Genomic DNA, 25,469 nt, shown 5'->3' on the forward strand with positions numbered 1-25,469 from the left:
CTCTGGTGTCCCCAACACCGCCGGCCGGGCCGGCGGGACTGCCTTGCGACCCGTCACGCCGGGGCGAGCACGATCTCCGCCCGAGCCCGTCCGTCCCGCTCGCTGACGATAGCGATCAGGCCGCCCGCCGGCCCGAAGACGGCGTACGGCCCGGTGATGCCGGCCGGGTCCAGTGGCCCGCCGTGGGCCAGCACCTTCGCCTCGTCGGGCGTGGCCTCCCGGCGCGGGAAGAACCGGTCGGCCGCCGCGTCCAACGGCAGGTTCACCACGTCCGGGGCACGCTGTTCCAACTCGTCGAGGGTCGCCGCCTCGGCCAGGGTGAAACCGCCCACGGCGGTCCGGCGCAGGGCCGTCAGGTGGCCACCGACGCCGAGCGCCAGGCCCGCGTCCCGGGCGATGGCCCGGATGTACGTGCCGGAGGAGCAGGTCACGTCCACGTCCACGTCCACCACGTCCGGCTCGGTGCGGTGGATGGCCAGCACCTCCAGGCGGGAGATGGTGACCCGCCGGGCGGGCAGCTCGACGCTCTCCCCGTCGCGGACCCGCTTGTACGCCCGCTGCCCGTCGATCTTGATGGCGCTGACCGCGCTCGGCACCTGGTCGACCTCGCCGCTCAACCCGGCCAGCGCCGACCGGATCGCCTCGTCGGTCACCAGGCCGGCCGGGGTGGTGGCGATGACGTCGCCCTCGGCGTCGTCGGTGACGGTGGCCTGACCGAGCCGGATGGTGCCGGTGTAGCTCTTGCCCGCGCCGATCACGTAGGTCAGCAGCCGGGTGGCCCGGCCCACGCCGATCACCAGCACGCCGGTGGCCATCGGGTCGAGGGTGCCGCCGTGCCCGACCCGTCGGGTCTTCGCCAGTCGGCGGATCCGCGCCACCACGTCGTGCGACGTCATGCCGCCGGGCTTGTCGACCACGATCAGACCATCGGTGCTCACGTCGGCCAAGCCTGCCAGACCGCCAGTCGGCGACGGTCGTCGCGGTGGCTCTCGGCCGGGCGCCACACCCCGCTGGCTCGATCGCGGAGGGGACACCACGACGTCGCGGCGGATGCGAAGATCACTCGCCCGCTCCCGTCGGACCAGGACGACAGATGACAAGCGAAGAGCCCGCCAGCCCGCCCGTCACCCCGGCCCGCCCCCCGGATGCCGCCGAACCTGAACCACTGCGAGTGGCGGACTGGATGCGCGAGCCGGTGACCGAACGCGCGCTGACCAGGGTGGAACGCCTGCGGCTGGGGTGGGAGCAGCACGCCGGAAAGGTGCTCGGCGGGACCGCCGCGTTCGTCACGCTGACGCTTGTCACGGTGCTGACCTGGCAGGGCATCAACCTGGCGCGGCGCGAGTCGAACTCCCGGCCGGTCGACGGGAGCGGCAACGCCCTCGGCCCGTTCGCCGGCACTCCGGCGGAGACGTTCGCCGTGGGCGAGGCGGGAATCACCCTCCCGACAGCCCGGGCCGCCGCGCCGTTCACCGCCCAGCAGGTCGCGGACGCGCTGACGAAGGTCAAGCAGGCGTTGATCCACGGTCGACTCGAGCCGTCCATGCTCGCCGGCGACCCCGCGAAGTTCATCGCCCTGCTGGCACCGGACGGTCGGTACCAGATCGACAAGCACTTCGCGGCCGGGGACAACCTGGACTACGCCACCCGCATCGACCCCGCCGCCGACCCGCGGTTCGACCCCGCGGCGGGCATCCGCGTCAGTGGCACCATGGAGTACCGGTCGGTCACCGACGACGGTGTCCGGAACCTGGAGATCACCACCCGGTTCCTGTGGGTGTACTCCTTTGCCCTGCCCCGACGGCAGGCACATCCGCCCGGCACCGGGCTCGTCACCATCCGGGACGAGGTGGTCTGGCAGGTGCCGCACCCGGACGACGTCCTGGCCAGCTCGGCCGGCCTGTGGTTGACAGGCACCGACTTCAACGTGCTCAACGCGACCTGCGCCGCGATCCTCCGGGGAATGATCGACCTGGAGATCGGGTTCGAAAAGGGTCTGCCAGCAGGGTCAACCAAGAGCATCTACGACCCGCACTGGAGCCCCGAAGAAGCAGAAATCTGCTAATCCCACCCCCGCCCTCCGCGATCTTGCAGTTGCTGTCCCGACATAAGGCGCCGTCCACCTCATTTCGACGACAAAAACTGCAAGATCGGCGGGCACGTCGGTCAGCGGACGGCCCCGGTTACCGCCCAGCCGCCACTGCGCAGCCGCAGCAGCAGGGCGACCAGCCGGACCACCACGAAGAGGGTGAGCCCGGCCCAGATGCCGCCCAGCCCGAGGTCGAGCACGTAGGCCAGCCAGATGGCCGGCAGGAAGCCGCCGAGCGCCGCCACGATGGTGAGGTTGCGCAGGTAACGCACGTCGCCCGCGCCGATCAGCACGCCGTCGAGGGCGAACACCACCCCGGCCAGCGGCAGCATGGCGACGAACCAGGGCCAGGCCACCATGGCCTGCTCGCGTACCCCCTCGTCGGAGCTGAACCAGGACGGCACGACGCCGGCGCCCGCGGCGACGACAAGCGCGAAGGCGACGCCGCAGACGCCGCCGAGCAGCCCGATCCGGCGGGCCAGTGCCCGGGCGCCCGCGTCGTCGCCGGCGCCGAGCGCGGCACCGACCAGGGACTGCGCGGCGATCGCGAGGGCGTCGAGCACCAGCGCGGTGAAGAACCAGAGTTGCAGGGCGATCTGGTGGGCGCCGACGGCGGCGGCGCCGAAGCGGGCGGCGACGGCCGTCGCGGAGAGGAAGCTGGCCTGGAACGCCAGCCCTCGGATGAGCAGGTCGCGGCTGAGCACCAACTGCTGACGGATCACCCGGGGCCGGGGCCGCAGCGACACCCGCTCGGCGACAAGCGCTGCGGCGAACAGCGCCCCGCAGAGCGTCTGCGCGACGACGTTGGCCACCGCCGAACCGACCAGGCCCAGGCCGCCGGGGTAGACCAGCAGCGGGCAGAGCAGCGCGGAGAGCAGGTTGGGGCCGAGCACGAAGAACAGGGGACGTCGGGTGTCCTGCACGCCGCGCAGCCAGCCGTTGCCGGCGGCGGCGAGCAGCAGGCCGGGGGCGCCGAGGGCCGCGATCCGCAGCCAGTGCGCGGCGGCGTCGGCCACGTCGCCAGGGCCACCGGCGAGGGTACGCGCGAGCGCGCCACCGCCGACCTGCATGCCGATCGCGATCAGCAGGCCGACGCCGAACGCCAGCCAGGACGACTGCACTCCCTCGGCTACCGCGGCGGCCCGGTCCCCCGCGCCGAAGCGACGGGCGGCGCGACCGGTGGTGCCGTACGCGACGACGGTGCCGACCCAGGCGGTGAGGGTCATCACCGTGCCGCCGACGGCGAGCGCGGCGAGCGGCACCCGGCCGAGGTGTCCGACCACCGCGGTGTCGACGAGCACGTAGAGCGGCTCGGCGGCGAGCACCACGAGGGCCGGCAGGGCGAGCGCGGCGATCCGCCGAGGAGAGGCGGGTCGGTGAGCGGTGGCGGCGTGGTTCATCGCCGCCGATCCTGGCACGACTGCGGTAAGGAGCACAAGGCCACCGGGAACTTACGGGCCCAGCTCTCGCCCGGCTCGGTGGACGGCATCGAGGATCGCGGGCCCGATGCGCTCGGTGTCGCCGGCATCCCGGTTTGCGGCGCTCACTACCCTGTCCGAGGCTCCCACGCGGGGGGCACCCCGACAGCGATAGGCCTGACCACAGTGAGCGACAGTTACCCGCCGCCCGGCCCGAACGTCACCCCCTGGAGCGGCCCCCCGGCGCCGCAGCAGGGCGGCTACCCGCCGTACGGGCAGCCACCACCCCAGCCGTACTACGGCGCGCCACCGCCGCCGCCGCCGCCGAACACGTCGAACAAGGGCCTGATCATCGGGCTGGTCGCCGGCGCGGTGGTCGTCATACTCGCCATCTGTGGCGCGGGAATCGGCATCCTGCTCGCCTACGACAACGACGAGCCGGCACGGGGCACGTCCTCCACCCCCACGCCCGGCGCCGCCAGCACTCCGGGCACGGGGACCGTCCCCACGCCGGGGCAGGCGGATCCACCGAACAACAACTCGATGACCGCCCGCTACTCGAGCGACCTGGCGAACGTCTGCGACGGCAGCCCGATCCTGAACGCGGCGCCCTACGGGGGCCGGGCCGGCGCCAAGGCGTACACGTTCTCGAACAACCCCGACCGGCCGACGTCCTGGTCGTCGACGTACGTCCCCTCGGACAAGTCCTACTACGCGAAGGGCGCGGACTACCAGAAGGTGTCGGTGGTCGGCTGCCTGAGATTCGTCGAGGGCAGCCAGGGCGCCCCGAAGAAGTGTCAGTACAAGGACAAGGCGGAGAAGCAGGTAAGCGTCGACTACGTCTCGTCGCGCTACACCCTGACCTTCTACGCGGCCCGGACCGCCGAGAAGATCGGCGACGGCGGCACCGTGACCGCCCCGACGAACAGGTGCCCGAGTTTCATCTCGTACGACAGGACCACAATGAGGGCGTACGCGACGCCGGACTCCGGCACCATCGAGGCGGCCCTGGACACGTTCCTGTCCTGAACGACCCGATCCCCACCTGTGGCCGGGCGGTGACGCCGTCAGCGCGGCGCATGGGCGGCGTCACCACGTGTCGAGATGAGTCACTGACGGGTGTCCATCGACGTCTGCAGGGCGCGGCGGGCCTGCTCGCGGGCGTCGTCGGTGGTCTCGGGCTTGGGCTTGTTCGGCATGGTGGTGGTCCTTCCAGGGAGCGAGCCACCGACACGCGGTGGCCCTCGCGGGCGGTCGTGCTGCGCGTCCCACGGCGGTCCGGGATTACCGGAGCAGCCGACTGGGCAGCGTGAGCCCGGGTCGGTCCGACCCTGGAGGGAGGCAGCACGAGGTGTGGCACCACCACCCATGACCTGCACCGCGACGCGGTACCCGGCCGTCTCCCAAGTTATCGTTCAGGTCCACATGCTGCTCTCGGTTCCCGCCATGTGGACAGGCGGAGACCCGGCTCAGCGGGCCAGGAAGTGCCAGCCCAGCCACCACCAGAACCCGAACAGACCGATCCGGCCCACCGGCACCGACCCGACCTCGTAGCGCATCACGTACGCGCAGACCTCGCCCAGGGTGGGGATCCGGGAACCCTCCCGCCGGGCCATCCACTCGACCACCGCGAAGAGCGCCAACGCGGTGAGGAAACCACCGATGGCGAGCGCCCGCATCATCGACGCACCAGCCCCCAGAAGGCGGCCAGCCAGGCGAACCACACCGCCGACCGCGTCAGATGATCTTCCAGAAGCGGGTCGGCCAGCCGAGAGAAGGTGGGGAAGTCGTCACCGGCGGCCAGCACGAAGGTCACGCCCTCGAAGACCCCGAAGACCACCACCGGCACCGCCCACCAGACCGCCCCCGGGCCCAGCCGGCGCGGCGCCGGTCGGCGAGGCACCCGATTGCTCAGACCGAGCCAGATCAGCACCCCGCCGGTGCCGATGGTGAAGAGATTCGCCTCGGTGGAGAAGGACGCGAACCGACCACCGACGAGCGACAGGCAGACGAGGACGGGAACGGAGACGGTGGGCCGGTCCCAGGCACGGGGGGCCTCCACGGTGAGGTCGTGCGGCTGCTCCATCCCGCAATTCTTCCCGGTCTCACCGAGCGCGGGAAGACCGACACTCCCCGGAGTTGACCCTGATCCTGCGGACCGGGCGATCGATGACGGGGAACGTCGCCGTCAGGCGCCGGGGTCGAGCAACGCCGCGTCCAGTTGGCCGCGGATCGACTCGACCACCTGCTCGACGGTGCCCCGACCGGTGAACCCCGCCGCGAACCGGTGGCCACCACCGCCGAGCGTCACCGCGACCTGGCTGACGTCCACCGCGCCCTTGCTGCGCATGGACACCGCCCACTCGGCGGGAGCGGTCTGCTTGAGCACACAGCTCACATCCGCCTCGGCGGTGCACCGCACCGAGTCGATGAGCGCCTCCAGCACGTACGGCCGCTGGTCGTGCCGGGTCAGATCCGCAAGCGTGGCGAAGGTCCAGACAAACCCTCGGCCGCCCGCAGCCGCCGGCTCCAGCCGTGCCCGGCCGAGCACCTCGCCGAAGAGACGCACCGCCCCGAAGGGCCGGGTGTCGAAGACCTGTCGGGAGATGTCTCCGGGCGAGATGCCTGTCGCCAACAACCGGGCGGCCATCTCATGCACCGCCGGGGTGGTCGCCGCGAACCGGAACGAGCCGGTATCCGTGGTCAGGGCCACGTAGAAGCACTCCGCGATTGCCGGATCCACCACCACCCCGAGCCGGGCCAGCAACTGCTCCGCCACGACCGACGTCGCCGCGGCGCCCGGATCCACGAGGTTGACGGTGCCGAAGCCGGAGTTCGACGCGTGGTGGTCGAGCACCAGCGCCGCACCCGCCGACGACAACCGCCCGGCCAGCTCACCGAGGCGCGACTCACTCGCCGCGTCGAAGCAGATCACCAGGTCGGGTGCGGGGTCGGCGGCGTCCGCCGGGACCAGCAGGTCCAGCCCGGGCAGACCCCGGAACGGCTCGGGCACCTCCGGCGGCCCGGGAAAGGTCGCCTGCAGCTCGAAGACGCCGAACTGCCGCAGGCCCAGACCGAAGCCGAGCATGCTGCCCAGCGCGTCACCGTCCGGGTTGATGTGGCAGATCAGCAGGACCCGGCCACCCGGCGGGACAGCCCGCACCAGCGCCTCGGCCGCAGCCCAGTCACTCTCGGCCGGGCCGAGCCCGGCTGCCCCGGCGAGCGGGGCGCTGGCGGTGCTGGTCACCGCGTTTCCCCACCCCGCGGGGCGTCCTTGACGTCGGTGGCCTCGTCGGCCTCGTCCGTCTCGTCTGTCTCGTCGTCCTCGTCATCCACCCGGTACGGCTGGGCCTCGCCCGCGTACTTCGCCTGGGCGGCCAGTCGCTGCACCTCGGCGTCGGCGTTACGGGCGGCGGCGAGCAGGTCGTCGATGTGCTTGACCTGGTCCTGCACGTCGTCGAGGACGAACGTGAGGGTCGGCGAGTGGCGCAACCCGAGCGCCTTGCCGACAGTGCTGCGCAGCAGCCCCTTGGCGCTCTCCAGGGCCGCGGCGGTGTCCGCCTGGGCCACCGCGTCACCGAGCACCGTGTAGAAGACCGTCGCCTCGCGCAGGTCAGCGGTGATCCGGGCGTCGGTGATGGTGATCATCCCGAGCCGCGGGTCCTTGATCTGGCTCCGCACCACCGACGCGACCAGCTCACGCACCCGTTCCGCGTGCCGGCGTACCTTGGCCGGATCAGACATCTCGCCACCTCCACGGCGTCCTGCTCCCGGTCGCGCCGACGACCCGGGGGTCGCCGGCCGACCGGCCAACATCTCGAACACTACCTTCGCGGCCGCACCGGTCGCCCGGCACAGCCGGCACCATGGTCAGTCGTCGTCCACGCCGTACAACCGGCGTCGGACCGACAGCAACTCGACCTCGGGGCGATTGGCCACCAGGCGCTCACAGGAGTCGAGCACCTCGCGGACGTGCGCCGTCTCGGCGGCCACCACGGCCACCGCCAGCTGCGCCCGACCATGCAGGTCGAGCGCACCCACCTCGGCGGCCGAGACCTCGAAGCGACGCAACGCCGCCACGATCGGCCGTACATATGATCTCTTGGCTTTGAGCGACCGGGAGTCGCCCGGCAGCAGCAGGTCGAAGACCGCGGTTCCGGTGAACATCGCCCCGGACGATACCGCCAACCCACCCCGCATGATCAAGGGGTTTACGCCGCGTGGCGTAAACCCCTCGATCAGCGTGTCACTGCCGGATCAGGCGCGAACCTTCTCCCGCATCTCGAAGGTCTCGATGACGTCGCCGACCTGGACGTTGTTGTAACCACCCAGGGTCAGACCACACTCGAAGCCCTCGCGGACCTCGGTGGCGTCGTCCTTGAACCGCTTGAGCGAGGTGATCGTGAGGTTGTCCGCCACGACCGTCCCGTCCCGAAGCAGCCGAGCCTTCGCGTTGCGTCGGATGATGCCCGACCGGACGATGCAACCGGAGATGTTGCCGATCTTGGACGAGCGGAAGACGTCGCGGATCTCCGCGCTGCCCAGCTCGGCCTCCTCGTACTCCGGCTTGAGCAGGCCCTTGAGCGCTGCCTCGATCTCCTCGATGGCCTGGTAGATGACGGTGTAGTACCGGATCTCCACGCCCTCGCGGTCGGCCATCTCGCGGACCTTGTTCGAGGCCCGCACGTTGAAGCCGATGATCGTGACCGGCTCGGACGACGCACTCGCGAGCATGACGTTGCTCTCGGTGATCGCGCCGACGCCCCGGTCGAGGACCTTGAGCTGGACCTCCTCGGGGATGTCGAGGTTGAACAGCGCGTCCTCCAGGGCCTCCACCGAACCGGAGACATCACCCTTGAGGATGAGGTTGAGCGAGGTCTTCTCGCCCTCCTTGAGCTGCTCCATGAGCGTCTCAAGAGTGGCCCGACCACGGGAGTTGGCGAATGCCGCCGCCCGCCGCCGCGCCTGCCGCTGCTCGGCGATCTGCCGCACCGTGCGGTCGTCCGCCGCGGCGAGGAACGTGTCACCCGCACCGGGAGGCGCGGTCAGACCCAGAACCATGACCGGACGTGCCGGCCCAGCCTCGGAGAGCTGGTTGCCGTTCTCGTCGAGCATGGCCCGGACCCGGCCGTGGGCCCCACCGGCGACGATCGAGTCGCCCGCCCGCAGGGTGCCCTTCTGCACGAGCACCGTCGCCACCGCACCGCGGCCCTTGTCCAGGTGCGCCTCGATGGCCACACCCTGCGCCGGCCCGTCGATCGGAGCGGTCAGCTCCAACGACGCGTCGGCGGTCAGCAGGACAGCCTCGAGCAACTCCTCGATGCCGATGCCCGGCTTGGCGGCCACGTTGACGAACATGGTCTCGCCGCCGTACTCCTCGGCGACCAGGCCGTACTCGGTCAGCTGCTGGCGGACCTTGTCCGGGTTGGCCTCCGGCTTGTCGACCTTGTTGACCGCGACCACGATCGGCACGTCGGCCGCCTTGGCGTGGTTCAACGCCTCGATGGTCTGCGGCATCACGCCGTCGTCGGCCGCCACCACCAGGATCACGATGTCCGTCACCTGCGCGCCACGGGCACGCATGGCGGTGAACGCCTCGTGACCGGGGGTGTCGATGAAGGTCACCGCGCGGTCCACACCATCGTGCGGAACGTGCACCTGGTACGCACCGATGTGCTGGGTGATGCCACCCGCCTCACCGGCCACGACGTTCGCCTTACGGATCGCGTCGAGCAGCTTGGTCTTACCGTGGTCGACGTGACCCATGACGGTCACCACCGGCGCACGGCTGACCAGACGCTCCTCGGCCACCTCCGCGTCGAGGTCGATGTTGAACTGCGCGAGCAGCTCGCGGTCCTCGTCCTCCGGGCTGACGATCTGGATGTCGAAGCCCAGGTGCTCACCCAGCAGCTGCAGGGTGTCGTCAGAGCAGGACTGGGTCGCGGTGACCATCTCGCCCAGGTTGAACATCTCCTGGACCAGCGAACCCGGGTTGGCGTTGATCTTGTCGGCGAAGTCCGACAGCGAGGCGCCACGGGAGAGCCTGACGATCTGACCCTGACCCCGGGGAGCACCCGAGCTCATGGTCGGAGCCGACAGGTTGTCGAACTCCTGTCTGCGCTGCTTCTTGGACTTGCGACCGCGCGTCGGCCGGCCACCCGGACGCCCGAAGGCACCCGCTGCGCCGCCGCCACGGCCACGACCACCCGCACCCGGACGACCGCCGCCACCGGACGGAGCACCCGGACGGAAACCGCCACCGGGGGCACCGCCACCGCCGCCGGGACCGCCACGGTAGCCACCGCCACCGCCGGCACCCGCGCCGCCACCAGGGCCGCCACGGTAACCGCCACCGCCACCGGCGCCACCGCCGGGACCGCCACGGAAGCCACCGCCGCCGCCACCGGGACGACCGGCGCCGCCGCCACCGGGGCGACCAGCGCCACCGGGACCGGGACGACCGGCAGCCGGACGCTGGCTCGGCATGGAGGCCGGGCTGGGCCGCGGAGGCATCGAGTTGGGACTGGGCCGCGGCGGCATGCCCGCCGGGCTGTTGGGCCGGGGACCACCCGCACCGGCGGCCGGGGGCCGCTGCTGCTGGCCGCCCTGGATGCCGAACGGGTTGTTACCGGCGCCGCGCGCCGGCGGGCGACCACCGGGTCGGGCACCCGGACCCGGAGCCGGCGTGCTCGGACGAGCGGCCGGTGAACCGGGACGGGGTGGCATCGCGGCGGGACCCGGCCGAGGGCCGGGACGGTTGCCGCCGTCGGCCGGAGGCTCCCGGCGAACGGGGTTGTCCCGCTGCTGCTGGCGGGCGGCCTGTGCGGCCTTGACCGCGGCCTCCTGCTCAGCCTTCAGCGCGGCGGCACGCGCCTCGGCGGCCGCCACCTCGATGTCGTGGGCACTCGCCGGCTTGGCGACCGGAGCCGCGGGCTGCGGCGCACCAGGCACCGGACCCTTCGGCTTCGGGCCGGGAGCCGGCGCGGTCGGCCGCCGGGGCGGCATCGGCTTGGCCGAGACCCGGGGCGCGCCCGGGGTCGGGGACAGCGTCGGGGTCGGGTTGGAAGCCGGCGTCGGCGCGGGCGCCGACGGGGCGGCGGCCGGTGCCGGAGCACCGGCGGACGCGACGAATGCGTTACGCAGCCGCCGGGCGACGGGCGCCTCGACGGTGCTCGACGCGGACTTCACGAACTCGCCCATTTCCTTCAGCTTGGCGAGAACGGTCTTACTCTCGACCCCGAGCTCTTTTGCAAGCTCGTGTACGCGGGCCTTGCCTGCCACTGCACTCCTCACTCCGAGGTCGTGCGGGCAGCACCCGCAGCGACCTCACTCGTGCACTTGAAGCCTGGTCATTTCAGGGACTTCATCGTGTGCTCATGTCGGTCGTCCTACCCTGCTAGCGACCCTCGCCCGGTCGGGCTGACCGGACGTAGTGGTTGGCGCATCGACGTGCTCCGCCAGCACACCGTGGTCAAGGACCTCGGTGATGCGCAGCGCACGCCCGAAGGCGCGGCGACGCACCGCCAGCGCGAAGCAGGCCGGATCCGGGTGCATGTTCGCTCCCCGACCCGGCAGCCTGCGGCGCGGATCAGGTCGAAGACTGAAACCAGCCTCGTCCCGGACCGCGATGATCCGCAGCAATTCGCTGGCCGGCGCACGTTGCCGACAACCCACACAGGTGCGTTCCGGCGTTGCGCGTCGTACCACTGGAAGAAGTCTACCCCTAGCCGCCCGAGATCGCGCCGCCCGGCTCCCGCACGTGATCAGCTCCCGCACGCGCGGCCGGCGCGGTCTGCTCCGCATCGGACCGAATGTCGATCCGCCAACCGGTCAAACGGGCCGCGAGCCGGGCATTCTGCCCCTCCCGACCGATCGCGAGGGAGAGCTGGAAGTCGGGGACCGTCACCCGGGCGGCACGACCGGCCAGGTCGACCACCTCGACCCGCAGCGCCTTGGCCGGCGACAACGCGTTACCGACGAAGGTGGCGGGGTCGTCCGACCAGTCGATGATGTCGATCTTCTCACCGTGCAGCTCGCTCATCACGGCCCGCACCCGCTGACCCATCGGGCCGATGCAGGCGCCCTTGGCGTTCACCCCGGGGGTGGTGGAGCGTACGGCGATCTTCGTACGGTGACCTGCCTCACGGGCGATCGCGCCGATCTCCACCGTGCCGTCGGCGATCTCCGGCACCTCCAACGCGAACAGCTTCTTGACAAGCGCCGGGTGCGACCGGGACAGGGTGATCTGCGGCCCGCGCATGCCCTTGGCCACGTGCACCACGACACAGCGCACCCGCTCACCGTGCGCGTAGCGCTCACCGGGCACCTGCTCGGACTGCGGCAGCACGCCCTCGAGCTTGCCGAGGTCGACGCTGACGATGCCCTTCTCGGTACGCGTCTCGTGCGCCTGCACCACGCCGGTGACCAGGTCACCCTCGCGGCCCACGTACTCACCGAAGTGGACCTCGTCGGTGGCCTCCCGCAGGCGCTGGAGGATCACCTGCTTGGCGGTCATGGCGGCGATCCGGCCGAAGTCGTGCGGGGTGTCGTCCCACTCCCGCACCAGGCTGCCGTCGGCGTCCATCTCCTGCGCGTACACCAGGGCGGCGCCCGACTTGCGGTCGATCTCCACCCGGGCGTGCGGCTCGGCGCCGTCGGTGTGCCGGTAGGCGGTCAGCAACGCGGTCTCGATCGCCGCGAGAATCGTGTCGAACGGGATCTCCCGCTCGCGCTCGAGTGCGCGCAGCGCCGCGAGGTCGATGTTCACCTCTCCTCGTCCTCCACATCATCTTCGTCGTCGATGTCGTCTGAATCGTCGATCTCGTCTGAGTCGTCCGCGTCGTCGAACTCCTCGTCCGGCTCGCCGAGTTCGGCGAGCCGGGTGAACTCGACCTGCACACGGCCGGGGCCGAGCTGGGCGTACGCCCAGGAGCTACGGTCGCCGTCGGTCTCCAACTGCACGCCCTCGTCGTCGGCCGCGACCACCCGGCCGGTCAGCTGACGGTCACCGGCGGGCTGCTCGCCACGCTGGCCGGGCAACGCGGCCGCGCCCCGGGCGGTGACCTTGACCAGCCGGCCCACGTTGCGCCGCCAGTGGCGGGGCAGGGTGAGTGGCCGGTCGACGCCCGGCGAGCTGACCTCCAGCTGGTATTCCCCGGCGACGATGTCGCCACCGGCCTCCTCGGCGGCGTCCAGTGCGGCCGAGACCGCGCGGGAGACGTCGGCGACGGCGTCCAGGTCGATCCCGCCGTCGGTGTCGACCATCACCCGCACCACGTGCCGGCGACCGGCCCGGGAAACCGACAGGTCTTCCAGGTCGTAGCCGGCGTCGTTGACCACGGGCTCGATCACGGCCCGCAGTCGCGTGCGTCGCGCTGCGAGATCACCACCGCGGGGACCCGCGGCATCGCGGGGTCGCCCTGTCGACCTGGTGGCACGGCCACGCTGCGTCATCTCCGCACCCTCTCCCTGGTCGACGGTGATCGGTCGTCCCGACATGCCGGCATACCACCGGAGCGGACGCGCCGGTGGCTGCGCAGAGCGTAACGCGCCTGCCCGTCGGCGGGCCGGGCGGCGCACCGACGTCGGTGGCCCCCGGACCGACGGGGATGGTGTTGACTTGCCGGGTGGGGACCGGCAGAACGACACAGCGCGACCAAGCATCCAGACATTCCCGGCGAAAGCTCCTGCGTGCCGGGGCCCTGCTGGCGCTCGGCGGCGCCGCGGCGCCGCTGACCGGCTGTGATCTTTTCGACCGTGACGACCAGCCGGCGCCACCACCGGACCCGCTGCGGCCGATGGTGGACGAGTCACTCGCGCTGGCCGCCGCATACCAGGCCGGCGCGGCCGCGCATCCCGACCTGGCCGCCCGGCTCGGCCCGATCGCCGAGGCGCACACCGCGCACGCCACCGAACTGGCCCGGGTGATCGGTGTCGCCCTGCCCAGCACTGTGGCCGCGCCGACCACCGCCCCGGCAACCGATCCGGCCGGCGCGCTCGCCGCCCTGCGCGCGTTGGAGAAGACCGCCCAGAAGTCCGCCACCGCCGCCTGCGGGTCGGCGAGCGCGGAACGGGCCGCGCTGCTCGGGTCGATCGCCGCCGCCCGAGCCACCCACCAGGAGGCACTGAAGTGAGGCAGCCGTCCGCCGGGGAGGCGCTCGCCGCCGCCCTGTCCGCCGAGTACGCGGCCATCTACGCCTACGGGCGGATCGGGGTCCGACTCACCGGGGCGGCGCGGGAGGCCGCACACCAGGCCGAGGCCGCACATCGCAGCCGGCGCGACGCCCTCGTGGTGCAACTGAGCGCAGCTGGCGGCGTCGTGCCGCCGGACCGCGCCGGCTACGCGCTGCCGTTCCCGGTCACCGACCGGGCCAGCGCCCTGCGGCTCGCCGCGGAGGTGGAGGAGCGCACGGCCGCGCACTGGCGGGCGGCTCTGGCGTCCACCACCGGCGCCGACCGCAACCAGGCGTTGGCCGCCCTCGTCGAGTACGCGGTACGGGCCACCAGGTGGCGCAAGACGGCCGGGCTGACCCCGCTGACTGTCCCATTTCCCGGTCGGCCGACCTGAACCGTTCCACTCCGGTTGCGGTGCGCATACCAGGTATGCATACTCCGTTGCCATGTCCATCCGTCACGGGTTGCTCGCCCTGCTCGAACGCGGCCAGATGTACGGCTACCAGCTGCGCGCCGCGTTCGAGGAGTCGACCGGCTCGACCTGGCCGCTGAACATCGGGCAGGTTTACACCACACTGTCCCGGCTGGAACGCGACGGTCTGGTGCGCCCGCTGCCGGAGAGCGAGGCCGGGCAGCGCCCGTACGAGATCACCGACGCCGGCCGGGCGGATCTGACGCTCTGGTTCGCCACCCCGGTCAACCGCAACGACCGGCCCCGCGACGAGCTGGCGATCAAACTGGCGCTGGCGCTGACCACCCCGGGCGTGGACGTCCGCTCGGTGGTGCAGGCCCAGCGCAGCGCGACGATGCGGGCTCTGCAGGAGTTGACCCGGTTGAAGTACGGCAGCAACCGACCGGAGGACCTGCCCTGGCGTCTCGTGCTGGACTCGATGGTGTTCCAGGCCGAGGCCGAGGTCCGCTGGCTGGACCACTGCGAGACAAGTCTGGTGCGGCACCAGCCCAGCGGCCCGGCACCTCCCCCACCCGGGCCGGGCGACGCCGACGCGCGGGACGCGGCGCACTGGGCCGGCGAGGAGGCGCGACGGTGAGCGGATCGGACGACGCGGTGCTGGAGCTTCGCGCCGTCCACCGCACCCACGGCGCCGGACCGGCGGCGGTGCACGCGTTGCGCGGGGTCAGCCTTGTCGTGCGGCCCGGCGAGCTGGTCGCCGTGATGGGCCCGTCCGGCTCCGGCAAGTCGACGTTGCTGGCCCTCGCCGGCGGGCTGGACCGCCCGACCGACGGGGAGGTCCGGGTGGAGGGGCAACCGCTGGGCGCGCTGGACCGTCGCGGGCTGGCCCAGCTGCGGCGCCGTCGGATCGGCTACATCTTCCAGCAGCTCAACCTGCTGGGTAGCCTGAGCGCGCTGGAGAACGTGGCGCTTCCGCTGGAGCTCGACGGCACCAGCGGACGTCGGGCCCGGACGTTGGCCATGGCCGCGCTCACCGAGGTGGGTCTACCCGCGCTTGGTGACCGCTTCCCCGACCAGCTCTCCGGCGGGCAGCAGCAGCGGGTGGCCATCGCCCGCGCGCTGGTGGGCGAACGCCGGCTGGTGCTCGCCGACGAGCCCACCGGGGCCCTGGACTCGCAGACCGGCGAGGCGGTGCTGCACCTCCTGCGCCGCCGGATCGACGCGGGGGCCGCCGGAGTGCTCGTCACCCACGAGGCCCGACATGCCGGCTGGGCGGACCGGGTGGTGTTCCTGCGCGACGGCGTCCTCGTCGACACGACCACGCCGCTGGGCAGCGTCGAGCAGTTGCTGTCCGGCAGCGAGCGGTGACCGTCCGCCGTACCAGGCCGGCGCCTTCCCGGCTCGACACCCCCGCGGCACGACCTGCCGCGCCACCGGTCCGGGCCGGTCGTCGGCGGCTCGCCGAGCTGACCGGCTCGTGGCGGGCGGCGTTGCGGATCGCCCGCCGGGAGTCCCGCCGCGCCCGGCGCCGGACCGCCCTGGTGCTCGCGATGATCGCCCTGCCGGTGGCCGTGCTCGCCTTCCTGGCCGCCAGCTACGACATGGCCGTGCTGACCGGCCAGGAACAGGTGGATCGCCGGCTCGGCGTGGCCGACGCGGAGCTGCGCTGGATCTCCGACACCCCGCTGGACCAGGACGAGTGGGGGGACAGCTGGACCGCCCGCGACGGGACGCAGCGACCCACGACCGCCCGAGCCACCACCGCCCAGGTGAGCGCCCTGCTCGGGCCGGGCAGTCGAGTCACCGAGATGCGCAGCGGCGTCCGGCTGACCCTGCGGGGCCCACACCGCGACGAGGACATGCAGGGGCGAGTGCTGGACCTCGGCGACCCGTTGGCCCGCGGGCTGGTGCGCTTCCGGGCGGGACGGGCGCCCGAGCAGCCCGGCGAGGTCGCGGTGAGTCCGGCGGCGCTGCGCCTTCTGAACCTGCGCCTTGGTCGCGCCGTGGCCCTCGCCGACGGAAGCAGGGCGTACACCGTGGTGGGGGTGGTCGAGTTCCCCGACGACCTCGGCGCGGTGGTGGCGCTGCACCCGGGTGCGGTGCCCCGGACCGGTCCCGAACCGGAGAGCAGCTGGCTTGTCGACGTGCCCGGCACCATCGATGCGGCGCTGGTGTCCCGACTCAACGACCGGGGTGTGCTGGTCGCCGCCCGTCCTCCGAGCGAGTCGGCCGCCGAACGGAAGCGGATCTGGCTCGGCCCCGTCGACCCGGGCGAAACCACCGACCTGGGCACCGGCGTGCTCATCGCCGGCCTCGGGCTGCTGGAGGTCGTCCTGCTGGTCGGGCCGGCCTTCGCGGTCGGCGTCCGTCGCCGACGGCGCGATCTGGCGCTCGTCGCGGTGGCCGGCGGGGACGCCGCCCAGCTTCGTCGGGTCGTGCTGGCCGACGGCGTGGTGCTGGGTGTGCTGGGTGCCGCCACCGGTCTGCTGGTCGGCGTCGGCGCGGCGTTCGCCGGTCGTCCGCTGATGGAGCAGTACGTCTTCGACGCCCGCTTCGGTGGGTACCGCTGCTGGCCGATCGCGCTGCTGCTGCTGGGTGCCGTCGCGGTGTTGGCCGGGGTGCTCGCCGCGCTGGCGCCGGCCTGGACCGCCGCGCGGCAGGACGTCAGCGCCGGCCTCGCCGGGCGACGCACTCCCCCGGTGTCCCAGATCCGCTGGTTGGCCTTCGGGCTGTCGCTGGTGGCCGGCGGCGTGGGGTTGGCGGCGTTCGGGGCGTCCCGTACCTCCACCGTGGTGATCCTCACCGGCCTGATCCTCGGCGAGTTGGGCCTGGTGTGCTGCACGCCCACGTTGATCGGCGCGCTCGCCCGGCTCGGTCGGGCGTTGCCGTTGGCACCGCGAATCGCGTTGCGCGACGCCAGCCGCAACCGCGCCGCCGCCGCGCCCGCCATCTGCGCCGTGATGGCGGCGGTTGCCAGCAGTGTGGCGCTCGGCGGGTTCCTGGCCAGCAGCGACGCCCGTAGCTCGCACGCCTACCGGCCGATGCTGCCGACCGGCCATGTGCTCGTCTACGCGGGCGAGTCGGTCCGGCAGCCCTCGCTGACCCAGCTCGCCGCCATGGCCCGGGACCAGTGGGGCGCCGATCGGATCGCCCCGGTCAACACGGTCAGTTGCGCACCCGAGGTGGGTTACTGCGACGTCGCGCCGGTGCTGCCGCCCGCGCAGGTCTGCCCCTGGCAGCCCGGGGACAAGCTCTCCGCGGCGCACCGTCGGCAGGCGCGGGCCGACAGGCGTTGTCGGATCGACCCGATGAACTACGACGGCGGCTACGTGCAGACGGGCGTGGACGACGGGGCCGCACTGCCGTTGCTCACCGGTGCGGACCCGGCGACGACAGCCGCCGCCACCGCCGTGCTGCGTGCCGGGGGTGTGGTGGTGACCGAGCCGCGCTACCTGCACGACGGCCTGGTGACCGTACGCGTGAACCAGGTGGATCCCGGGACGGACCGGCCGGGCCCCACCGCCGACTTCCCCGGGTACGCGTTGCACGGGGTGGCCGGCCAGTCCCACCTGCTGCTCTCCGGGTCCGCGGCCCGGCACCTCGGCCTGACCTGGTCACCGGCCGGTTGGGTGATCGGCGCTCCCACACCGCCGGACCGGCAGCAACGGGAACGCTTCGCCAGCGCGCTGCGACCCTTCGGCACGTTCTCGATGTCCGTGGAGTACGGCCGTGATTCGCACGACATCTCCCCGTTGCTGCTGCTGCTCGCTGCGGCGGCCGGCGTCATCACGATGGGCGCGGCCGGGATCGCCACCGCGCTCGCCGCCGCCGAGGGACGCGCCGAGCTGACCACCCTCGCGGCCGTCGGCGCGGCACCGGCGCTCCGCCGGATGCTGGCGATCTGCCAGGCGGGGGTGATCGCCGGTCTGGGCTCGGTGCTCGGCATCGTGGCCGGGCTGGGCACCGCCGCGATCGTGCTGTTCTCGGCGAACCGGCAGTACGCCAACGACTGGCCGGTACCCGACCGGTACCCGTACGTGGTGCCGTGGCCCGCGCTCGGGGTGCTCGTCCTGGTGCCGATCGTGGCGATGCTCGGGGCGGGCCTGTTCACCCGCGCCCGGCTGCCGATCGAACGTCGACTGGACTGACTGGTGGCGCGACCGCCCGGTTGGCAAGCCGGGCGCGTACGGGGGGTGCCGGCGGGGCCCGGCAGCCGGCACACTGATCCGCGTGTCAGTGCTCGGAACCCTCACCCGTCGAGTCGGTCATCATCGCTGGTTCGGCGCCGCCGCACGTCTGCTGGTCCCGGCCGACCGGGTGGTCGGTCGACTCACCCGGGGGCGGGTGGTCGCGCTCGGCCTGATCCCGTCCCTGGTGATCACGACGACCGGCCGCCGCTCCGGCAAGCCACGCAGCAACCCGCTGCTCTACGTGCCCGACGACGACGCCTACGTGGTGATCGGCTCCAACTGGGGGCAGACCCAGCACCCCGGCTGGGCGATGAACCTGCTCGCCGATCCCGCCGCCGAGGTGCAGCTGAAGGGCCGGCGGATCCCGGTGCGGGCCGAGCGGGCGTCCGGCGCCGAACGGGACCGGCTGTGGCAGCTGTTGGTCACCGAGTGGCCCGCGTACCACACGTACGTGCGGCGGGCCGGCGGCCGGGAGATCCACATCTTCCGGCTCGTGCCGGCCGGGCGCGGCGTGCCGGCCGGTCCCCCGTCGGCTGGCTAGGCTGACGCTCGGTCGCGAACAGAGGCGGGTCCCGTGAGCGCGAGCAGTGAGCCGGGCTGGCAAGCCACGCGATCGCGCACGGCGACGCCCCCGCGAGACCCACGGTCGCGCACGGCGACAGCCCCGCAAGCCGCGCGATCGCGCACGGCGACAGCCCCGCATGCCGCGCGGTCGCGCACCCTGGTGGCCGGATGAGCGCAGGCGGCGGGCCGGCCGAGGTCGGCCGGGGCCTCGACGACAGTCGGTGGGCGGTCGCGGAGCGGGTCGGCGAGGCGGTCCGCCGGCGCTTTCCGGCCGATGTGCTCGCGGTCGCGGTGCACGGCCCGCTCGCGCACGGTGACGACGACGGCGGCGGGGATCGCGAGGCGGGCCTGCTGGTGGTCACCTACCGGCCCCGGGCCGGCCCTCGGCCGGCGACCCGGCGCGTGGACGGGGTGCTCGTCGATCTGACCGTGGCCGCCGCCGAGGACTACCTGGCGCAGGCCCGGGTCATCTCCCCGCTCTGGCCGCTGACCGCCGACCGGTACGTCACCACCCAGCCGTTGCACGATCCGACCGGCTGGTTGCGGACGCTGCGCGACGAGCATCTGGGCCGGCTGGCGCGGGCCCGGCCGGCGGAGTTCAGCACCCCGGCCCGGCAGGCCTGGTACCGGGGCAGCGCGGCGCACGCTCGGGCCGCCCGGCTGGCCGAGTGGTACGAGACCGACCAGGCGCTGCTGATGCTCGGTGAGGCCCGGCTGGCGGCGGCCACGGTGACGGGCCTGCTGAGCCGCACCTACTACCGGGATCCCGGCGACGCGGTACGACGGACCGGGTTGGCCGGCGCGGACATGACCGAGGTGGGTGTGGTGCTCGGTCGACAGGCCGAGGAGTTGGCCGCCCGTGGCCGGGCGGTCGACGGCACGATCGACGACCTGCTCAGCGGTTGACCGGCGTCACAGCCCGCCCGGCACGCCGATCAGCGTGCCGACCAGGTAGGTGGCGCCGGCGGCCGCGGCGCCCAGGAGCAGTTGCCGCAGCCCGCTGGTCCACCATGGGCGTTGGGTGAAGCGGGCTACCACCGCACCGGCGACGAACAGGCCGAGCCCGCCGACACCGAGTGCCAGCCACAGCTCGGTGGCGCCGAACAGGTAGCTCAGTAGCGGCACGAGCGCACCCACCGAGAAGAACAGGAACGACGAGATCGCCGCGGCCCACGGGCTGGGCTGGTCGTCGGGGTCGACGCCCAACTCCTCGCGGACGTGCACCCGCAGGGCCTCCTCCGGGTCGCGCCGCACCGCTTCGGCGACCTGGGTCGCCAGGTCCCGGGGAAGCCCCCTGGCCACCCAGGCGTCGGCCAGCTCCCGGGCCTCCGCCTCGGGGTGCCGTTCCAGCTCGCGTCGCTCCTTGGCGACCTCGGCGGCGACCTGCTCGTTGGCGGAGCGGACACTCGTGTACTCGCCGAGCCCCATCGAGATCGCGCCGGCCACCAGGCCGGCGGAGCCGGTGAGCACGATGTTGCGGGGGGACACCCCGCCGCCGCCGACACCGGCGATCAGGGCGATGTTGGTGACCAGGCCGTCCATCGCACCGAAGACGGCCGGGCGCAGCCACCCGCCGGAGACGTCCGCGTGGTGCGCCTCGCGCAGCGCCGCTGGGGTGTCGGTCACGGCAGGGTCAGGATCTCGTGGCCGTCGTCGGTCACCACGATCGTGTGCTCGAACTGGGCCGTCCACTTCCGGTCCTTCGTGACCACCGTCCACCCGTCGTCCCACATGTCGTACTGGTAGGTGCCCAGGGTGATCATCGGCTCGATGGTGAACGTCATGCCCGGCTCCATGATGTCCGTGGGCCGCGGGCTGTCGTAGTGCGGCACGTAGAGCCCGCTGTGGAAGGCCTCGCCGATGCCGTGGCCGGTGAAGTCGCGGACCACGCCGTAGCCGAACCGCTTGGCGTACGACTCGATGACCCGGCCCACCACGTTGATCTGGCGGCCCGGGGCGACCGCGCGGATGCCGCGCATCATCGCCTCGTGGGTCCGCTCGACAAGCAGCCGGGCGTCCTCGCTGACCGTGCCGACGCAGAAGGTGGCGTCGGTGTCGCCGTGCACCCCACCGATGTACGCGGTGACGTCGACGTTGATGATGTCGCCGTCCTGCAGCACCGTGGAGTCCGGGATGCCGTGGCAGATGACCTCGTTGAGGCTCGTGCAGCAGGACTTCGGGAAGCCCTTGTAGCCGAGCGTCGACGGGTACGCGCCGTGGTCGCAGAGGAACTCGTGCACCACCCGGTCGATCTCGTCGGTGGTCACGCCGGGCTTGCAGTGCTCGCCGGCGAGCTGGGTCGCCTGGGCGGCGAGCCGGCTGGCGATCCGCATCTTCTCGATGGTCTCCGGCGTCTGCACGTGCGAGCCGCGCCACTGGGCGGGACGCTCCTTGCCCACGTACTCCGGTCGGGCGATCTGGGACGGCACCGGACGCATCGGGGAGAGCGTGCCTGGTGTCAGCGGCGGACGGACGGTCATGCCGTCAGCCTATCGCCGGGGCCGCTGGTGACCCGCGCCACGGGCGCTGGAAGGGGGTTGTTGCCCCGTCAGGTCGGCTGTGCCATGGTGTCAGCGTGGATCAAGGGGGAGCACCACCCGTCTTCTCCGCCAGCGCGGAGATCGACGGTGACCACCTCCAGGTGGTGGTGGCCGGTGAGGTCGACATGGCCACGGCCGACACCATGCTCCAGACGGCGCTGCGCGAGCCCGCCGAGCGGATCACCCTCGACCTGAGCGCCGTCACCTTCTTCGACTCGGCCGCCATCCACGCCCTGGTCCGGCTCGCCCAGCAGTTCTCGGGCGCGCTCACCGTCCTGCCGTCGCGGCAGGTCCGCCGGGTGCTGGAGATCTCCGGCCTGGGCGAGCAGAGCTGGCTCCGGCCCACCTGAGTCGATCCGGCCGCCGCCGGCCGCACGATCAGCTCCGCAACTCCCGGCGCAGCGTCACCTCGGTGCCCGCGTCGGTACGCCGCACCGACAGCTCACCCAACGCCCTGATCAGCGCCAGGCCACGCCCCCGGAACCCGGAGCCGGTCGACGCACGCCACTGCCCGCTGTCGCGCACGGTCGCCGTCACCGTCCGATCCTCGATGCCCACCTCCACGCTGATCACCGCCTCGGCGGGATGAACCGGGTGTTCGATGGCGTTGGCCGCGGCTTCGGAGACGGCCACGGTCAGGTCGAACACGTCCGTCTCGTCGACCGCGTGCGCGACGAGGAAGTCCTCCAGGCGCTTGCGCAGCACACTGAGCCGGGTCGGGTCCGCCGGCAGCCGCAACGCGAAACGGTTCAGCTCGGCCGCCTCGAGGGCGAGGACCGCCACGTCGTCGCGGCGCGGACGCCCGTCGACCCGCGCGACGACCGCGTCGATCAGGTCCGCCACGTGCTCACTGGGGGTTGCCGCGTCGACGCACAGCTGGGCCAGCGCGGCGTCGATGCCGAGCTGGCGGTCCTCGATCAACCCGTCGGTGTAGAGCACCAGTCGGTCGCCGGGCGCCAGCTCGCCCTCGACCGCCTCGTACGTCGCACCGGGGATCGCGCCGACCGGTGGGCCGAGCGCACGGTCGTGCAGGAACGACACCTCACCCGCCCGGACCAGCAGCGGGGACGGGTGACCGGCGCTCGCGTACCGCAGCCGGCCGGTGCGCGGGTTGAACAGCAGGCAGACCACCGTCGCGAAGGAGCGGCCCTCGGTGGAGTCGACGAGCCGGTTGAGCCGGGTCAACGACTCGCCCGGGCCGTAGCCCTCCAGCAGGTACGCCCGCAGCGCGTTGCGCAGTTGTCCCATCGCCGCGGCGGCCTGGACGCCCTTGCCGACCACGTCGCCGATGACAAGCACCAGGTCGTCGTCCTCGACGTTTATCGCGTCGTACCAGTCACCGCCGACCTCGACGTCGGCGGTGCCGGGCAGGTAGCGGCTGGCCACCACCGCTCCGGGGAGCTGCGGCAGCGACCGGGGCAGCAGGCTGTGTTGCAGGGTGGTCGCGATGCGGTGTTCGGCCTCGTAGAGCTGGGCGTTCTCCAGGCGGACCCCGACCAGGCGGGCCAGTTGGGTCAACGCGGCCTCGTCGGCCTGTGCGCCGTCGCCGGCCGGCCGCCAGACCCGCAGCTCGCCGAGTGGCTCGCCGGCGGTGCCGGTCAGGTCGGCCACGAAGGACGGATCGGTGGCGGTGGCGCCGCCGCTGTCCGCCTCGGCCCGGGCCCCGGTGGTGGTGACCACCACCCGCGCGGCCTCGGCGAGACTCAGCGCGTGCCGGGCGGCGACCTGGAGCACGTCGGCGGTGGACCGGGCGGTGTTCACGGCCACCGCCGCGTCGGCAAGCCCCCGGAGCCGACGGATGATCTGGCCGCGGAGTTGGCCCAGCTCGACGTTGGCCCGGACCCGGGCGATCAGCTCCTGGCTGGAGAACGGCTTGGTGAGGTAGTCGTCGGCCCCGGCGGAGAGGCCGGCGACGGCCTCCGCGGAGCCGGCTCGGGCGGAGAGCAGCACGATCGGCACGTGACGGGTACGCGGGTCCGCCCGCAGCGCGCTCACCAGCCCGAACCCGTCCAGTCGGGGCATCATCACGTCGCTGAGCACCAGGTCGAAGCCGCCCTCGCGGGCCAGCGGCAGGGCAACCACCCCATCGTTCGCGGTGACCACCTCCCAGGTCGGGGAGAGCAGTCTGGTGACGTGTTCGCGCAGGTCCACGTTGTCGTCGACGACGAGGATCCGGCCGGCCGGAGCGCCGTCCGTCGGCCGGCCGTCGAACCCGGGCGCCGGCGCGACGCCGGTCCACAGCGCGGTCTCCGCCACGTAGAGCCGGGCCTGCTCGGGCTCACCGGGCGGCAGCGGGTCGAAGGCCACGACCCGGTCCGCGGGCAGGTGTGCGTCACCGAACGGAACGGTCACCGTGAAGGTGCTGCCCTCGTCGACCTGACTGGTCAGACCGACGGTGCCGCCGTGCATCTCGACCAGCTCCCGGACCAGCGCCAGGCCGATCCCGGTGCCCTCGTGGGTGCGGGCACGCACCCCCGGCACCCGGTGGAACCGCTCGAAGACGTGCGGCAGCTCGTCCGGCAGGATGCCGATGCCGGTGTCGGTCACCTCCAGGCAGGCCACGTCGTCCACGGCCCGGATCCGCACCCGGATCTCACCGTCGAAGGTGAACTTGACCGCGTTCGACACCAGGTTGAGGACGATCTTCTCCCACATGTCCCGGTCGACGACGACAGGCGCCGGCAGCGGTGGGCAGTCCACCACCAACCGCAACCCGGCCCGTTCGGTCGCCGAACGGAAGGTGCTGGCCAGTCGGGCCGTGTAGCTGGCGAGGTCGGTGGGCTGGTAGCGGGCGGCGAGCCGACCGGACTCCAGTCGGGAGAAGTCCAGCACGGTGTTCACCAGTTTGAGCAGGCGCAGCGCGTTGCGGTGCATCATGGTGAGTCGGTCGGTCTCGGCCGCGGGCCGGGCCGGGTCGGCAAGCATGTCTTCCAGCGGGCCGAGCACCAGGGTCAGCGGGGTGCGGAACTCGTGGCTGACGTTGGCGAAGAAGTTGGTCTTCGCCAGATCCAGCGCCGCCAGTTCGGCGGCGCGGGCCCGCTCCTGTTCGTAGGCGCGCTGGGTGCCTGCCGCACGGGAGATCTGGGCGGCGATCAGCTCCAGGAAGTTGCGGTAGTCGTCGCTGAGCGGATGCTGGCGGGCCACGCCGACGACGAGCGCGCCGACCGTCTGGTTGGCCGCCGTGAGGGGCAGCACGAGGGCCTGGTCGGCAGCGTCGGCCGGCGGCGGATCGAGCAGCTCGGCCACGTCGACGGTCGCGGGCGCGGTGTCGGCGGTGACCCGCGCCAGCAGCTCGGCGGTGTCGCCGAGAGTGGCCGGAGCGATGCCGGTGGACCCGGCCAGGGCGAGCTGACCGCTCTCGTCGGCCAGGTAGATCACGGCGAAGGGCACGTCCGCCCGGTGCCGGCCGAGCGCCTCGGCGGCGGTCCGACCGAGGTCGGCGGCGTTGCCCGTGTCGGTCAACTCGACACCCAGTTCGGCAAGTGCCCGCAGCCGGCGCTCGCCGAGGACCCGTCCGGTGGTCTCGTTGACGATGCAGTACACGCCACTGACCGAGCCGTCCTCGCCCCGGATCGGGTCGTACGAGACGTTGAAGTAGGTCTGCTCGACGAAACCGTGCCGGTCCAGCAGGAACGGGTGGTCGTCGCCGCGGTAGGAGCGCCCGGTGCTCCGCACGCCGTCGAGCAGCGGGCCGAGCACCGACCAGGTCTCCGCCCAGTGGTGTCGGGCCGGTTGGCAGAGCACGTCCGGATGTTTGCCGCCGATTGTCGGCCGGTAGGCGTCGTTGTAGAAGGCGAGCTGCTCGTCGCCCCAGAACATCACGACCTGCGCGCTGGAGGTGAGCATCATGCCGACCGCGTTGGAGAGCGCCAGCGGCCAGCGGCCGGGCTCGCCGAGCGGGCCGGTGGACCAGTCGAAGCGGCTCAGCAGCTCACCCATCTCGCCGCCGGCCACGAACGCCGCCGCCAGCATCGGAGGAGCCTTCGGGCCGGGCGCGACGGACTGCCCAGTGTCCGCGCCCCCCTGGGCCGAGCTCATACAGCCTCCCGCTCCGGCCGGCACCCCGCGACCGTTGATCTTCAC

The 25,469-nt window shown here is 72.7% G+C and carries 24 protein-coding genes; 10 read left to right on the forward strand and 14 right to left on the reverse strand.

What is annotated here, in order from left to right; translation table 11 throughout:
• Positions 1-53: 53 nt before the first annotated feature.
• Positions 54-938, reverse strand: a complete 885-nt coding sequence (truB, locus tag ACPXBU_RS28870; RefSeq protein ID WP_425760508.1) for a tRNA pseudouridine(55) synthase TruB — start codon at positions 936-938, stop codon at positions 54-56.
• A 155-nt stretch (positions 939-1,093) separates the two neighbouring features.
• On the opposite strand from truB, the gene ACPXBU_RS28875 reads away from it, so the two are divergent.
• The gene (locus ACPXBU_RS28875; RefSeq protein WP_425760510.1) at positions 1,094-2,065 is read left to right on the forward strand and encodes a hypothetical protein; all 972 of its coding nucleotides are present in this window, start codon (positions 1,094-1,096) and stop codon (positions 2,063-2,065) included.
• Positions 2,066-2,166: 101 nt separating this feature from the next.
• Here the strand turns inward: ACPXBU_RS28875 and ACPXBU_RS28880 are convergent, their stop codons facing one another.
• A complete protein-coding gene (locus ACPXBU_RS28880; protein WP_425760512.1) occupies positions 2,167-3,489 on the reverse strand; it encodes an MATE family efflux transporter in 1,323 nt (440 codons plus the stop codon).
• A 204-nt stretch (positions 3,490-3,693) separates the two neighbouring features.
• Between ACPXBU_RS28880 and ACPXBU_RS28885 the strand changes: the two genes are divergently transcribed.
• Positions 3,694-4,536, forward strand: coding sequence for a hypothetical protein (locus tag ACPXBU_RS28885; protein WP_425760514.1), 843 nt, complete (start codon positions 3,694-3,696; stop codon positions 4,534-4,536).
• Positions 4,537-4,976: 440 nt separating this feature from the next.
• Here the strand turns inward: ACPXBU_RS28885 and ACPXBU_RS28890 are convergent, their stop codons facing one another.
• From ACPXBU_RS28890 to rimP, 9 genes are all read right to left on the reverse strand, one after another.
• Entirely contained in the window at positions 4,977-5,186 is a 210-nt protein-coding gene (locus tag ACPXBU_RS28890) for a DUF6186 family protein (protein ID WP_393375430.1), read from the reverse strand.
• Positions 5,186-5,593, reverse strand: coding sequence for a hypothetical protein (locus tag ACPXBU_RS28895; RefSeq protein WP_393375243.1), 408 nt, complete (start codon positions 5,591-5,593; stop codon positions 5,186-5,188). The genes ACPXBU_RS28890 and ACPXBU_RS28895 overlap by 1 nt, the downstream gene beginning before the upstream one ends.
• Positions 5,594-5,695: 102 nt before the next feature.
• A complete protein-coding gene (locus tag ACPXBU_RS28900) occupies positions 5,696-6,754 on the reverse strand; it encodes a DHH family phosphoesterase (protein WP_425760516.1) in 1,059 nt (352 codons plus the stop codon).
• Positions 6,751-7,251, reverse strand: a complete 501-nt coding sequence (gene rbfA, locus ACPXBU_RS28905; protein ID WP_425760518.1) for a 30S ribosome-binding factor RbfA — start codon at positions 7,249-7,251, stop codon at positions 6,751-6,753. The genes ACPXBU_RS28900 and rbfA overlap by 4 nt, the downstream gene beginning before the upstream one ends.
• Before the next feature lie 126 nt (positions 7,252-7,377).
• A complete protein-coding gene (locus ACPXBU_RS28910; RefSeq protein ID WP_091400377.1) occupies positions 7,378-7,674 on the reverse strand; it encodes a DUF503 domain-containing protein in 297 nt (98 codons plus the stop codon).
• Between the two features lie 90 nt (positions 7,675-7,764).
• Entirely contained in the window at positions 7,765-10,788 is a 3,024-nt protein-coding gene (infB, locus tag ACPXBU_RS28915) for a translation initiation factor IF-2 (RefSeq protein WP_393375234.1), read from the reverse strand.
• Between the two features lie 93 nt (positions 10,789-10,881).
• A complete protein-coding gene (locus tag ACPXBU_RS28920; protein ID WP_387200354.1) occupies positions 10,882-11,214 on the reverse strand; it encodes a YlxR family protein in 333 nt (110 codons plus the stop codon).
• A gap of 16 nt (positions 11,215-11,230) precedes the next feature.
• Positions 11,231-12,274 (reverse strand): transcription termination factor NusA, encoded by a 1,044-nt coding sequence (gene nusA, locus ACPXBU_RS28925; RefSeq protein ID WP_425760521.1) that lies wholly within the window; start codon positions 12,272-12,274, stop codon positions 11,231-11,233.
• On the reverse strand, positions 12,271-12,960 hold the full coding sequence (gene rimP, locus ACPXBU_RS28930; protein ID WP_425760523.1) for a ribosome maturation factor RimP: 690 nt from the start codon (positions 12,958-12,960) through the stop codon (positions 12,271-12,273). The genes nusA and rimP overlap by 4 nt, the downstream gene beginning before the upstream one ends.
• Positions 12,961-13,115: 155 nt before the next feature.
• Between rimP and ACPXBU_RS28935 the strand changes: the two genes are divergently transcribed.
• From ACPXBU_RS28935 to ACPXBU_RS28965, 7 genes are all read left to right on the forward strand, one after another.
• Positions 13,116-13,640, forward strand: a complete 525-nt coding sequence (locus ACPXBU_RS28935) for a hypothetical protein (RefSeq protein ID WP_425760579.1) — start codon at positions 13,116-13,118, stop codon at positions 13,638-13,640.
• Positions 13,637-14,074 (forward strand): ferritin-like domain-containing protein, encoded by a 438-nt coding sequence (locus tag ACPXBU_RS28940; RefSeq protein WP_425760525.1) that lies wholly within the window; start codon positions 13,637-13,639, stop codon positions 14,072-14,074. The genes ACPXBU_RS28935 and ACPXBU_RS28940 overlap by 4 nt, the downstream gene beginning before the upstream one ends.
• A gap of 52 nt (positions 14,075-14,126) precedes the next feature.
• The gene (locus ACPXBU_RS28945) at positions 14,127-14,729 is read left to right on the forward strand and encodes a PadR family transcriptional regulator (RefSeq protein WP_425760527.1); all 603 of its coding nucleotides are present in this window, start codon (positions 14,127-14,129) and stop codon (positions 14,727-14,729) included.
• The gene (locus tag ACPXBU_RS28950) at positions 14,726-15,460 is read left to right on the forward strand and encodes an ABC transporter ATP-binding protein (protein WP_393375217.1); all 735 of its coding nucleotides are present in this window, start codon (positions 14,726-14,728) and stop codon (positions 15,458-15,460) included. The genes ACPXBU_RS28945 and ACPXBU_RS28950 overlap by 4 nt, the downstream gene beginning before the upstream one ends.
• Positions 15,457-18,240, forward strand: a complete 2,784-nt coding sequence (locus tag ACPXBU_RS28955; RefSeq protein WP_425760529.1) for an FtsX-like permease family protein — start codon at positions 15,457-15,459, stop codon at positions 18,238-18,240. The genes ACPXBU_RS28950 and ACPXBU_RS28955 overlap by 4 nt, the downstream gene beginning before the upstream one ends.
• A gap of 82 nt (positions 18,241-18,322) precedes the next feature.
• Positions 18,323-18,823: a nitroreductase/quinone reductase family protein gene (locus tag ACPXBU_RS28960; protein WP_393375212.1), complete on the forward strand. Its 501-nt coding sequence runs from the start codon at positions 18,323-18,325 to the stop codon at positions 18,821-18,823.
• A 191-nt stretch (positions 18,824-19,014) separates the two neighbouring features.
• Positions 19,015-19,752: a nucleotidyltransferase domain-containing protein gene (locus ACPXBU_RS28965; protein ID WP_425760531.1), complete on the forward strand. Its 738-nt coding sequence runs from the start codon at positions 19,015-19,017 to the stop codon at positions 19,750-19,752.
• A gap of 6 nt (positions 19,753-19,758) precedes the next feature.
• Here ACPXBU_RS28965 and ACPXBU_RS28970 read toward each other — a convergent pair whose 3' ends face one another.
• Together ACPXBU_RS28970 and map are read right to left on the reverse strand one after the other, a co-directional pair.
• Positions 19,759-20,472: a VIT1/CCC1 transporter family protein gene (locus ACPXBU_RS28970; RefSeq protein ID WP_393375209.1), complete on the reverse strand. Its 714-nt coding sequence runs from the start codon at positions 20,470-20,472 to the stop codon at positions 19,759-19,761.
• Entirely contained in the window at positions 20,469-21,326 is an 858-nt protein-coding gene (gene map / locus ACPXBU_RS28975; RefSeq protein ID WP_425760533.1) for a type I methionyl aminopeptidase, read from the reverse strand. Before map ends, ACPXBU_RS28970 begins: the two co-directional genes overlap by 4 nt.
• Positions 21,327-21,421: 95 nt before the next feature.
• Between map and ACPXBU_RS28980 the strand changes: the two genes are divergently transcribed.
• Positions 21,422-21,736, forward strand: coding sequence for an STAS domain-containing protein (locus ACPXBU_RS28980; RefSeq protein ID WP_393375204.1), 315 nt, complete (start codon positions 21,422-21,424; stop codon positions 21,734-21,736).
• 28 nt (positions 21,737-21,764) lie between these two features.
• Here ACPXBU_RS28980 and ACPXBU_RS28985 read toward each other — a convergent pair whose 3' ends face one another.
• A complete protein-coding gene (locus ACPXBU_RS28985; RefSeq protein WP_425760534.1) occupies positions 21,765-25,424 on the reverse strand; it encodes a SpoIIE family protein phosphatase in 3,660 nt (1,219 codons plus the stop codon).
• Between the last annotated feature and the right edge of the window lie 45 nt (positions 25,425-25,469).

Source organism: Micromonospora sp. DT231, from assembly GCF_049847025.1.
Lineage (GTDB): Bacteria > Actinomycetota > Actinomycetes > Mycobacteriales > Micromonosporaceae > Micromonospora.

Excerpts from the sequence above, each read along its gene's own strand:
- map (WP_425760533.1), bottom strand. The coding sequence starts at position 21,326 with ATGACCGTCCGTCCGCCGCTGACACCAGGCACGCTCTCCCCGATGCGT.
- ACPXBU_RS28985 (WP_425760534.1), bottom strand. The coding sequence starts at position 25,424 with ATGAGCTCGGCCCAGGGGGGCGCGGACACTGGGCAGTCCGTCGCGCCC.
- ACPXBU_RS28895 (WP_393375243.1), bottom strand. The coding sequence starts at position 5,593 with ATGGAGCAGCCGCACGACCTCACCGTGGAGGCCCCCCGTGCCTGGGAC.
- ACPXBU_RS28910 (WP_091400377.1), bottom strand. The coding sequence starts at position 7,674 with ATGTTCACCGGAACCGCGGTCTTCGACCTGCTGCTGCCGGGCGACTCC.
- ACPXBU_RS28880 (WP_425760512.1), bottom strand. The coding sequence starts at position 3,489 with ATGAACCACGCCGCCACCGCTCACCGACCCGCCTCTCCTCGGCGGATC.
- rbfA (WP_425760518.1), bottom strand. The coding sequence starts at position 7,251 with ATGTCTGATCCGGCCAAGGTACGCCGGCACGCGGAACGGGTGCGTGAG.
- ACPXBU_RS28935 (WP_425760579.1), top strand. The coding sequence starts at position 13,116 with ATGGTGTTGACTTGCCGGGTGGGGACCGGCAGAACGACACAGCGCGAC.
- ACPXBU_RS28875 (WP_425760510.1), top strand. The coding sequence starts at position 1,094 with ATGACAAGCGAAGAGCCCGCCAGCCCGCCCGTCACCCCGGCCCGCCCC.
- ACPXBU_RS28965 (WP_425760531.1), top strand. The coding sequence starts at position 19,015 with ATGAGCGCAGGCGGCGGGCCGGCCGAGGTCGGCCGGGGCCTCGACGAC.
- ACPXBU_RS28890 (WP_393375430.1), bottom strand. The coding sequence starts at position 5,186 with ATGCGGGCGCTCGCCATCGGTGGTTTCCTCACCGCGTTGGCGCTCTTC.
- ACPXBU_RS28945 (WP_425760527.1), top strand. The coding sequence starts at position 14,127 with ATGTCCATCCGTCACGGGTTGCTCGCCCTGCTCGAACGCGGCCAGATG.
- rimP (WP_425760523.1), bottom strand. The coding sequence starts at position 12,960 with ATGACGCAGCGTGGCCGTGCCACCAGGTCGACAGGGCGACCCCGCGAT.